The following is a 10,729-nucleotide window of genomic DNA, read 5'->3' on the forward strand; positions in this document are numbered from 1 at the left end:
TCACATGCATCTCTTGGCCTTCACCCCGATCGACGTCGACGCGGCAGAATTGCAGCGGCGCCAGGGTCGGTACGACCACCTTTCTCCCGCAGGGATCACCGTCGAGCTCCGCAACATCGGGTCCGACGCGCCGAGCGCACTGGACACCGAACGTGACGTCAGACGGTCGGAGGAGGTGCTGTCTGCTGCATTTCGGTCTGTGCACGACACGGAAGCGGATGGGTTTCTGCCCGACTGCGTGCTCGATCCCTGTGCCGAAGAGGCGGACTCGTTCATCCGGCCCCTCTACGGCCTGACCCGGCTGACGGCATCGTTCTACGCGTCCCAGGGGCATCGAATCGGCGCGCTCGCCCGCAACGATGTGATCGCTGCGGAGATGGATCGCCGGCTCGCGTTCTACGGGGTCGTCGCCGAGGCAACCCAGGTACTCGGGCTCGGTGTGCACGATATCGCCGACACCCGGGCCTGGGGGAGAGCGGTCTCGGAGCACGCGAGGAAGCTCCGGTGCACCATCGCAATCAATGCGTGCTCGGCCGTCGATCTCGTCGATCCACCCGCGTCGCCGCAAGTGGTGGACCCGACCGCCACTGCGCTACGGCTACTGGGTCTGCGATCCGAACTGCAGGTGTCCGCGTGAGCGAGGACGGCCCGGACCTGATCGTGGCCGGCGCGGGCGGCGGCCTCGTTGCTGCGCTCCGCGCCGCCGAGCTCGGCCTCGACGTGCTGGTCGTCGAGGCCAGTGCGCACTTCAAGCGAGGCAACAACACCGCGATGTCGACCGCGATGATTCCCGGCGCGGGGTCACGATGGCAGCGGGAGGCCGGAATCGAGGACTCGCCGCAGCAGTTCCTCGACGACGTGATGCGCAAGACGAAAGGCAGTGCAGACCATCGGCTGGCGTCGGCGCTCGCCGAAGTCAGTGCCACTTTGGTCGAGTGGCTCGCCGATCACGTCCGACTGCCGCTCTCTCTCGTGACCGACTTCTCGTACCCGGGGCACTCGCAATTGCGTTGTCACACAGTCGAAGGCCGCCACGGTAGTGGGATGCTCGAGCACCTCGCGCGAGCGGTCGCCGACGAGCCGCGCATCGATATGTTGACACCCGCGCGACTGACCGACGTGTCAGTCGATTCCGACGGGGTTGTCGACGGAGTGACGATCACGATGCCCGACGGCAGCGTCGACGTCGTTCCTACCCGTGCAGTTCTGTTGGCCACCAACGGCTACGGTGCCAACGCGGCCATGGTGGCGGAGCACGTACCGGAGATCGCCGCTGCGAGGTATCACGGCAGCGAGCACTCCGCGGGCGATGCGCTCACCATCGGCCGTCGTCTCGGTGCCGAGTCGGCGTATCTCGATGCCTACCAGGGGCATGCTGCACTGTCCAAGCAGGCCACGACGCTCGTCGGATGGGCGACGGTGATGCACGGCGGCATCGTGCTCGACACCTCCGGACGCCGGTTCGGTGACGAGACGACAGGTTACTCGGAGTATGCGGCCATTCTGGCCGCCAGACCCGGATCCGAGGGCTGGGTCGTCATCGACCGGTCGATCTACGACAAGTGCATGTCGTTCAAAGACTTCCAACAGACCGTCGACTCGGGTGCGGCAGTATGGGCCGACGATATGGACGGCCTGGCGGCCGCAACGGGGCTCCCACCTGCGGCGGTGGTGGAGGAACTCACCGCTGTGCAAAGGTATGCCTCGGGAGAGGCCTCGGATCCGTTCGGCCGCAGCTCATTCGAGCACACGCTCACCGGTCCGTATGCAGCCATCAAGATCGTGCCCGCCTTGTTCCATACGCAGGGCGGGCTCGTCGTGGACGAGAACGCACGTGTTCTACGAACCGACGGCTCGGCGATCACCGGCCTGTTCGCCTCGGGCGGTGCCGCGATGGGCATCTCCGGCCACGGTGCTGCCGGGTACCTCGCCGGTAACGGATTGCTCCCGGCACTCGGACTGGCCTACCTCGCGGCAAGCTCACTCAAAATCAACGAACTCTAGTGAAGAAATTCGAAAGGACCATCATGTCAACGCTTTTGATCACCAATGCGCGCGTAGTCCGGCCAGGATCCGACGCCCCCGACGAGGGTGAGTTTCTGGATCTGCTGATCGAAGACGGCAAGTTCACCCGTATCGAGGCGAACATCGATGCAGGATCCGCAGAGACCGTCATCGACGCTGCCGGCAAGGTCGCATTCCCCGGTGTGGTGGACGCACACCAGCACTGGGGTATCTACAACTCGCTCGGCGACGATGCCGAGACCGAGTCGCGGGCGTGTGTCCAGGGCGGCGTGACCACCTCACTGTCCTACATGCGGACTGGCCAGTACTACATGAACACGGGTGGTTCCTACGCCGACGTGTTCCCGAAGGTTCTCGACGCCACCGAGGGGCGCCCGTACGTGGACTACGCGTACCACCTCGCGCCGATGTCCAAAGAACACATCGACGAAATCCCCTCGCTGATTGCCGATCACGGCGTCACCTCGTTCAAGATCTTCATGTTCTACGGCAGCCACGGGCTCCACGGCCGGTCGACCGATCAGAGCGAATTCCTCATGACTCCAGAGGGGGAGCGCTACGACCTGGCGCACTTCGAGTTCGTCATGCGCGGCATCCAGGCTGCCCGAGAGCAGATGGGCGACAAGGCCGATCACATCTCGCTGTCGCTGCACTGTGAGACCGCCGAGATCATGAGCGCGTACACCAAGATCGTCGAAGAAGAAGGCACCCTCGAGGGCCTGGCTGCGTACAGCGCGTCACGGCCACCGCACTCGGAGGGCCTCGCCGTCACCATCGCGTCGTTCCTGGCCGACGAGACGCAGCTGCCCAACATCAACCTGCTGCACCTGTCCTCGCGCAAGGCGTTGACTGCGGCGATGCGGATGGCAAAGGCGTTCCCGCACGTCAACTTCCGCCGTGAGGTCACGATCGGGCACCTGTTGGCCGACATCGACACCGCATACGGTCTCGGCGGCAAGGTCAACCCGCCGCTGCGTCCGCGCGACGACGTCGAAGCGCTGTGGGAGCACCTGCTCGCAGGTGACATCGACTGGGTCGTCAGCGATCATGCGTGCTGCAAGGACGAGAAGAAGTTCGCCGAGGACCGCGGCGACATCTTCGCCGCGAAGTCCGGCTTCGGGGGTGCCGAGTATCTGCTTCCAGGGCTGGTCAGCGAGGGACGCAAGCGCGGCCTGAGCTGGCGGCGTATCGCAGAGCTCACTTCGCTCAACCCGGCCCGACGCTACGGCCTACCGGGTAAGGGCGACATCGCCGTCGGGATGGACGCAGATATCGCCCTGATCGACCCGGACCGCACCTGGACCGTCCGTCCGGAGGATTCCGAGTCTGCGCAGGAGTACACACCATTCGAGGGATTCGAGCTAGGTGCCAAGGTGACCGACACGTTCGTCCGTGGTCAGCGGGTACTCGCCGATGGTGCCGTCTCCGGTGCGCCCGCCGGCCGCTACCTGCACCGCCCGTACCTGTGACGGGGCCACTGGAGGGCATCAAGGTACTCGACATCTCGACGATTCTCGCAGGCCCCCTCGTCGCGCAGATCCTCGGCGACTTCGGGGCAGAGGTCATCAAGATCGAGCACCCCACCAAGCCGGACGGTATGCGCGGGCACGGCTTGGACAAGGACGGTCACCCGCTGTGGTGGACGATGATCGGGCGGAACAAGCGCACGGTCACCCTCGATCTCGGAAACTCCCGAGGCGGAGCCATATTCCGACGCCTGGCCGCAGAAGCCGACGTGGTGGTCGAGAACTTTCGGCCGGGAACCCTCGAACGCTGGGGGCTGGGATATGACGTTCTCTCCGAGCTCAACCCTGGTCTGATCCTGTTGCGTGTCACCGGCTTCGGCCAGACCGGACCGTACGCGACCAGACCGGCCTTCGGAACGCTCGTCGAATCGATGAGTGGTTTCGCGCACCTGACCGGCGAAGCCGATGGGCCGCCGACGCTTCCGGCGTTCGGCTTGGCCGATTCCCTTGCCGGGATCGCGGGCTCGTCGGCCGTGTCGATGGCTCTACTGCACCGCACCAACAACGGCGGCAAGGGGCAGCAGATCGACCTGGATCTGTTGAGCCCCATCATGGCTGCGGTCGGGCCGGGCGTCATCTATGCCGATCAACTGGGCATCGATCAGGAGCGAACAGGGAACCGGTCGAGCAACAACGCGCCCCGCAACCTGTACAAGACCGCAGACGGGCATTGGTTGGCGATCTCCACGAGCGCCAACTCGATAGCCGAACGTGTGCTGGTGCTGGTGGGTCACCCCGAGGTGCTGGACGAACCGTGGTTCGCCACCGGGCGTCAGCGCGCCGCCCACGCCGACCTTCTGGACGAGTACGTCGGCGGCTGGATTGCCGAGCGGACCAAGGACGTGGTGATCGACGAGTTCGAAAAGGCAGGAGCGGCAGTCGCTCCCGTCTACAAGCCGAGCGACCTGTTGTCCGATCCTCAGGTGAACGCCATCGAGATGGTGACGACCGTCGAGGACGACGACCTCGGCCCCGTGCGCATGCAGAACGTCATGTGGCGGATGGGTGGCAGTCCCGGCCGGATCAGATACACCGGCCGCAAGCACGGTGCCGACACCGACCAGGTGCTCACCGAAATAGGGTGCAGCGCCGACGAGATCGAGGCCATGCACCGCGACAGCATCGTGTAGAGCGCGGCGGGTGTCGCGGTGTCCGGTCACCCGCCGAGTTCACTCGGGAATCTGCTGCACCACGGCGGCGACGGCTTCCACCTGGTCCGCGATCCGTGGCCCCCATCTACTCGACAGGTCCTCGTCCATCGGGAAAATCCTGCCGTCTCGGACGGCGGTCATCGAACTCCACCCCGGTCGAGCCGCGACCGATTCGGCTGTGACGCCACAGCATTGGGCGTCGGCGAGGAACACGATATCGGGATCCGCGGTGATCACCGACTCGGCGGACAGCTGCGGGTAGTCACCAGCCCCGGATCCGTCGGCGATGCTCTGCAGACCGAACAATCCGTAGATCTGGCCAACGAAGCTCTGGCTGCTCACGGTGTACAGGGTGTCGTCGAGTTCGTGGAAGTACGTCAACGGCTGATCGCGTGTCGGCACGCTCGCGACGGCAGCATCGATGCGGTCACGCATCTGCGCGACCACCGCATCACCTTCGGCGTCGTGCCCGGTCGCGTCTGCCACTTGTTCGATCTGCGAGTACGCGTCGTCGAGGCTCGTCGCGGCCGGGACCAGCAGCGTCGGAATGCCTGCCTCGGCCAGGGTGGATGTCACCAGGCCGAGGTCGGTGGAGGTGATCACCAGATCGGGGTCGTACGCGACGATCGCCTCGAGGCTCGGCGTGAACGCAGACAGCCCGGTCTTCGGGGCATCGGCGGGATAGTCCGACTGATCGTCGACGGCTGCCACCTGCTCACCCGCTCCGACGGCGTACAGGGTCTCTGTCGCCGTCGGGCTCAGAGAAACGATCGAACGGGGCATCGCGTCGATGGTGACGGTCTCGCCGTCCGAGCCCGATGCGATCGTTCTCGGGAACTCCCCGCTCGACGCCGTGGTGGAGGAAGCGGTCGGCGGGGAGTCCGTGGTCGTGCTGCCGCATCCGGCCGCGACCAGCGCGATGACCGCGAACCCGGCTGAGATCATTCGTGCCGATCGACGCTGCACTGCCACTCCTGTGTTTCCGGTACCTCGTGGAGCGCCAACACTATCGGGTCGCGGTCAGCGACCCAGGCTCCGTGCCAGGTACGTGCCGGTGTGGGTGTCGGAGACAACCAACTCGTCGACGGTTCCGGTGAAGGTGATCAGTCCGCCGTTGTGGCCTCCGTCGGGGCCGAGGTCGATGACCCAGTCGGCCGCGGCGATGACGTCGAGGTTGTGTTCGATGACGATCACCGACCTGCCCTCGTCCACCATTCCGGACAGCAACGCAATCAGGTTCGACACGTCCGACGGGTGCAGACCGGTCGTCGGCTCGTCGAGTACCAGCACCGGCGACGACCCGACCAGTTCGGTGGCGAGCTTGAGCCGTTGCCGCTCGCCGCCGGAGAGCGACGACAGGTTCTGGCCGAGCGAGAGGTAGCCGAGCCCGACATCCCGGCACCGGCGGAGGATGTCACGGATCTTCTTGACCTCGAAGAAGTCCTGCGCGTCCTCGACGGACATCTCGAAGATGTCGGCGATGCTGACGCCGTCGACGGTATGCCGGATCGCACCCGACCGAAATCGCCTGCCCTGGCACGTCTCACAGGTGCTCGTCACCGGGTCGGTGAAACCGAGATCGGTGAAGATGACGCCGCTGCCCTGGCACTCGGGGCAGGCACCGTCGGAGTTGGGCGAGAACAGCGACGGCGGCTGCCCGGTCTTCTTGGCGAAGTATGCGCGGATCGGGTCGAGCAGACCGGTGTACGTCGCGGGGGAGGAGCGGCGCGAACCGCGGATGGGTGCCTGGTCGATGATGACGGCGTCCGGCGCTGCCTCCCGGAGGTGGCCGTGGATGAGGCTGGATTTGCCGGAACCGGCGACCCCGGTGACGGCGGTCAGGACTCCGAGCGGGACGTCGACACTGACGTCGCGCAGATTGTGGGTGTTTGCTCCGGTGATGCTCAGCCAACCCGAAGGGGTACGGGGAGTGCGCAATTCGACGCCCTCGCGTCGCAACGCGGCACCGGTCCTGGTGTCGGCGCTGCGAAGTTGGTCGTAGGTTCCCTCGAACACGACTGTGCCACCGGCTTTTCCGGCGCCCGGGCCGATCTCGACGATCCGATCGGCGATCGCCATGACCTCGGGGTCGTGCTCGACGACGAGGACGGTGTTGCCCTTGTCGCGCAGCGCGAGCAACATGTCGTCGAGGCGGTGGACGTCGCGGGGGTGGAGGCCTGTGGTCGGCTCGTCGAACACGTAGAGCATGTCGTTGAGGGTGGCGCCGAGGTGTCGCACCATCTTGATGCGCTGGGATTCACCGCCCGACAGCGACGACGTCGCCCGGTCCAGGCTGAGGTAGCCGAGACCGAGATCGACGAGTCTTCGCAGCTGCGTGACGATTTCGGCGGTGACAGTGCCCAAGCCGCTGATCTGCCACCCGTCGATGCGGTCGGCGAGTTCGGACACCTGCATCGCGAACGCGTCGGGCAGAGAAAGGCCTTCGAGCGTGGCACCGCGGATGGTCTCGTTGTAGCGGGAGCCGCCGCAGGACTCGCAGACACCGCGCGTGACGATGCGTTCGAACGCGAGCTTGGCCTTGCCTTTGAGGGCATCGGCGTCCTTGGTCAGGTAGCTGCGCCGGAACCGGGACACGATTCCCTCGTAGCTCTTCATCACGGCGTCGGGGTTCAGCACCTCGACCTCGCCGGGCTTGGCGTCGAAGAAGATGTGGCGCTCGCGGGCGGAGTACTGCTCGATCGGGACGTCGAGATCGAACAGGCCCGAGTCGGCGAACACCCGATACGGCCATTTCCCGACCTCGAAGTCCGGGTGCCGGAACGGCCCCTCGCGCAGGGACTTCGACTCGTCCACCAGTTCACCGATGTCCACGACCTTCGCCTCCCCGAGCCCTTCGCACTCGAGGCACATGCCGGCCGGGTCGTTGAACGAGAACGCGTTCGCGAACCCGATCGTCGGGGTGACGCCGCGGGACCAGAGCATGCGCAGCCAGTCGCCGATGTCGGTGATGGTGCCGACCGTCGACCGCGGGCCACCGAACAGGCGCTTTTGGTCGACGATCACGACTGCCGACAGGTTCGCGATCAGATCGGCGTCGGGGCGACCGTAGGACGGCAGGAAGGTCTGGGCGAACGCGGTGAACGTGGAATTGATCTGCCGTTGAGCTTCGGCAGCGATGGTGTCGAACACGAGTGACGACTTCCCCGACCCGGAGACGCCCGCGAACACGACGAGCGATCGCTTGGGCAGGTCGAGGTCCACGTCGCGGAGATTGTTCTCGCGTGCTCCGCGAACGACGATGGTGGACAGTTCTTGGATGGATGGTCGAGCTGGTGTGAACGGCTGGGCCTGGGTCATGTGCGCTTCGGTCGCCTTTCGCCGTGCCCTGACGGGCATGCACCGACGGTGGTTCGTGCAGTGCCGACGCAGCCTAACGTACGGTGTACGGAAACGCTACCGGTGAGACGAGTGAGGGGATCGGCGGTCGGTCGGTTCGATGTCCGTGATGCTTGTTCTGGCGGCAGCCCGCAGCGCCGATCGGAGCAACTGTCGATCTAGCGGCGAAGGCTGTGCTTGCCCGCTGGAGCCGGTTTCTGCTCGGTCGAGCTGTACGCGAGGTGGCCGCCGATGAGACCGCCGACGCTCGCTGTGGCGAGACCGGCTGCAGCCAGGGCCTTGGCGATGCCATCGGTCTGTTTCCGGCGACGTAGGTAGGAGCCGAGAAAGAGGAAGACGCCGGTCGCGTTGGAGGCCGCGTGGATGATCCCGACTCGTCGCTGGCGGGTGTTCATCGTCGACCAGTCGGCCCATCCGGTGGCGATGGCGGCCGGCGCGGACACGAGCCCGATGGAGATCACAAGCTTGCTTGCTCTCGACTGGTGATTCAGCAGGTCCAGAGCAACGGCGCTGGTCCAGCTGCCGATGGTGACGTTGACCAGAGCCGGGTGGATGGGGTGGCCGATCCACTGTCCGCGGAGCGCGCCGCCGACGGTGCTGTCGTCGAGTGCGGGCTCGAGGACGTCGTTGATCGCGTTGCTCGCTCCGTCGAGGAACGATGCCGATTCGAGGCTGTCGAGTGCTTGCTTGAGTGTCATACGTTGCCGCATGCCCCGCTGACGCTGCGCGAACCGTAAGGGCAGCCAAACACGGGACGAGATGCTTGGACGTCCTATAACGTCGGGTGATGAGCAGCGGAACACGAGTGAACACCGTCGACGGCGTCCTGCGGCGGTCGGCCGCTAAATTCCCCGACCGTCTCGCCGTGACATTCGAGGGACGCAGCCACACCTACGGAGAACTCGATACCGCCGTCACCCGCGCCGCCCGACGACTGATCGCGTTGGGGTTGAACAAGGGTGACCGCGTCGCGGCGTACGGCGTCAACTCGGATGCGTACGTTGTTGCGTTTCTCGCCTGTGCGCGAGCCGGATTGGTGCACGTTCCGATCAACTACGCGCTGGTGGGCGACGAATTGCAGTACTTGCTCGATCAGTCGGGCTCCCGCGTGGTGCTCGTGGATCCGGCTTTGACGGCCACCCTCGACTCCGTTCGTGCAGACCTGACGATCGAGCACGTGGTTTCTCTGCCCGATGTACTGGGCACGGACGGCGACGGCTCCGAACTCGAACCCGCCGCCGATTCGACCGACCTCGCTCAGTTGCTCTACACCTCCGGAACGACGTCGAAACCCAAGGGTGCGATGATGTCTCACGGAGCGCTCGTCGCGGAGTACGTCTCGTGCGTCATCGCGCTCGGGTTCACCCAGGACGACGATCCACTGCTCGTGATGCCGATGTACCACTCGGCGGGAATGCACGTGTTCATGCTGCCGTATCTGTCGGTGGGTGCCACGGTCCGCTTGATGCGCAGGCCGGACGTGCCGGAGATACTGCGCCGGATCGAAGAGGAGAAGATCAAGTCTCTGTTCCTGGCCCCGACGGTGTGGGTTCCGCTCGCCAATCACCCCGACCTGGCCACGCGTGACCTGTCGTCGCTGAAGAAGGCGCAGTACGGTTCGTCGATCATGCCTGTCACCGTTCTCACTCGGCTACGTGAGCGCTACCCGGACATCGAGTTCTACAACTGTTTTGGGCAGTCCGAAATCGGTCCACTGGCAACGGTATTGCAGCCCGAGGAGCACGAGGCACGGCCGGCGTCGTGCGGCCGTGCGGTGTTCTTCGTCGAGACCCGTGTCGTCGATGCCGACGGCAACGACGTGCCGGACGGCGAGCCCGGGGAGATTCTCTATCGTTCTCCTCAGCTGTGCGACGGCTACTGGGACAAGCCGGAGGCGACGGCAGATGCGTTCTCGGATGGGTGGTTTCATTCCGGTGACTTGGTGACACGCGACGCCGAGGGTTTCATCACCGTGGTCGACCGGATCAAGGACGTCATCAACACCGGCGGCATTCTCGTCGCGTCACGCGAGGTGGAGGATGCGATCTACACCCATCCGGCGGTCGCCGAGGTTGCGGTGATCGGGACGCCCGACGACAAGTGGATCGAAGCGGTGACGGCAGTCGTCGTGCTCAAGGACGGCAGTGCGCTGTCGTCGCAGGCGTTGATCGATTATGTGAAAGGTCGTATAGCGCCGTTCAAGGTGCCCAAGACCGTCACCTTCGTCGACGAATTGCCACGCAATCAGAGCGGAAAACTGCTCAAGCGTGAGCTGCGCGGTTGACCTGTCGTCAGGCTGCTCGTTGTTTTCGTCGGTGGTAGCTGGGGATGGGTTGGCGTGTGGGGTCGATGGATTCGGGTGGGATGGCGTAGGGGTGTCCGTCGTCGCCCATGAGTAGTTGCCAGTGGCCGTGGTGGACGAGGCGGTGGCATTCGCCGCAGACCAGCGCGAGGTTGTCGAGGTCGGTTCTGCCGCCGTGTTCCCAGAACTTCACGTGGTGGGCGTGGCACCACTGTGCGGGGCGGCCGCACATGACGCAGCATCGGTCGCGGATGGTCAGGGCGATGCGTTGGTCGTCGGTGGCGAGTCTGGTGGTGCGCCCGAGCGCGAGCGGGACGCCGTGGTGGTCGACGATCACCGGGGTGAGGTCTGCGTCGCAAGTGAGAAGT

9 protein-coding genes are annotated in these 10,729 nt (G+C 65.3%); 5 read left to right on the forward strand and 4 right to left on the reverse strand.

All coding sequences use genetic code 11. From position 1 onward, the window contains the following. The first annotated feature begins 4 nt into the window (after window positions 1-4). Genes CH306_RS16175 through CH306_RS16190 form a run of 4 tightly spaced genes read left to right on the forward strand, consistent with a single transcriptional unit; the run spans window position 5 to window position 4,681 of the window. A complete protein-coding gene (locus tag CH306_RS16175) occupies window positions 5-637 on the forward strand; it encodes a hypothetical protein (RefSeq protein ID WP_094629320.1) in 633 nt (210 codons plus the stop codon). After that, the gene (locus CH306_RS16180) at window positions 634-2,004 is read left to right on the forward strand and encodes an FAD-dependent oxidoreductase (protein ID WP_094647115.1); all 1,371 of its coding nucleotides are present in this window, start codon (window positions 634-636) and stop codon (window positions 2,002-2,004) included. Before CH306_RS16175 ends, CH306_RS16180 begins: the two co-directional genes overlap by 4 nt. A gap of 23 nt (window positions 2,005-2,027) precedes the next feature. Further along, a complete protein-coding gene (locus tag CH306_RS16185) occupies window positions 2,028-3,494 on the forward strand; it encodes a dihydroorotase (protein WP_094647123.1) in 1,467 nt (488 codons plus the stop codon). Continuing rightward, complete coding sequence (locus CH306_RS16190) at window positions 3,491-4,681, forward strand: CaiB/BaiF CoA transferase family protein (RefSeq protein WP_032394952.1); 1,191 nt, start codon at window positions 3,491-3,493, stop codon at window positions 4,679-4,681. The genes CH306_RS16185 and CH306_RS16190 overlap by 4 nt, the downstream gene beginning before the upstream one ends. Window positions 4,682-4,720: 39 nt before the next feature. On the opposite strand, the gene CH306_RS16195 is transcribed toward CH306_RS16190, so the two are convergent. The 3 genes from CH306_RS16195 to CH306_RS16205 all read right to left on the reverse strand — a co-directional run bounded on the left by CH306_RS16195 (window position 4,721) and on the right by CH306_RS16205 (window position 8,757). After that, window positions 4,721-5,647 carry an ABC transporter substrate-binding protein gene (locus CH306_RS16195; RefSeq protein ID WP_094647116.1) on the reverse strand — a complete coding sequence of 309 codons (927 nt, stop codon included), beginning with the start codon at window positions 5,645-5,647 and terminating at the stop codon, window positions 4,721-4,723. A 75-nt stretch (window positions 5,648-5,722) separates the two neighbouring features. Next, window positions 5,723-8,020 (reverse strand): ATP-binding cassette domain-containing protein, encoded by a 2,298-nt coding sequence (locus CH306_RS16200; protein ID WP_094647124.1) that lies wholly within the window; start codon window positions 8,018-8,020, stop codon window positions 5,723-5,725. 197 nt (window positions 8,021-8,217) lie between these two features. Next, window positions 8,218-8,757, reverse strand: coding sequence for a DUF2231 domain-containing protein (locus CH306_RS16205; protein ID WP_094647117.1), 540 nt, complete (start codon window positions 8,755-8,757; stop codon window positions 8,218-8,220). An 89-nt stretch (window positions 8,758-8,846) separates the two neighbouring features. On the opposite strand from CH306_RS16205, the gene CH306_RS16210 reads away from it, so the two are divergent. Then, window positions 8,847-10,343, forward strand: a complete 1,497-nt coding sequence (locus CH306_RS16210) for an acyl-CoA synthetase (RefSeq protein ID WP_094629314.1) — start codon at window positions 8,847-8,849, stop codon at window positions 10,341-10,343. Between the two features lie 7 nt (window positions 10,344-10,350). Here the strand turns inward: CH306_RS16210 and CH306_RS16215 are convergent. Further along, window positions 10,351-10,729: HNH endonuclease signature motif containing protein (locus CH306_RS16215; protein ID WP_143545426.1), on the reverse strand; the 379-nt coding region annotated here is incomplete at its 5' end.

Origin of the sequence: Rhodococcus sp. 15-725-2-2b (assembly GCF_002259075.1) — a bacterium.
Taxonomy (GTDB): Bacteria; Actinomycetota; Actinomycetes; order Mycobacteriales; family Mycobacteriaceae; genus Rhodococcoides.

Excerpts from the sequence above, each read along its gene's own strand:
- CH306_RS16175 (WP_094629320.1), top strand. The coding sequence starts at position 5 with ATGCATCTCTTGGCCTTCACCCCGATCGACGTCGACGCGGCAGAATTG.
- CH306_RS16185 (WP_094647123.1), top strand. The coding sequence starts at position 2,028 with ATGTCAACGCTTTTGATCACCAATGCGCGCGTAGTCCGGCCAGGATCC.
- CH306_RS16195 (WP_094647116.1), bottom strand. The coding sequence starts at position 5,647 with ATGATCTCAGCCGGGTTCGCGGTCATCGCGCTGGTCGCGGCCGGATGC.
- CH306_RS16200 (WP_094647124.1), bottom strand. The coding sequence starts at position 8,020 with ATGACCCAGGCCCAGCCGTTCACACCAGCTCGACCATCCATCCAAGAA.
- CH306_RS16205 (WP_094647117.1), bottom strand. The coding sequence starts at position 8,757 with ATGACACTCAAGCAAGCACTCGACAGCCTCGAATCGGCATCGTTCCTC.
- CH306_RS16210 (WP_094629314.1), top strand. The coding sequence starts at position 8,847 with ATGAGCAGCGGAACACGAGTGAACACCGTCGACGGCGTCCTGCGGCGG.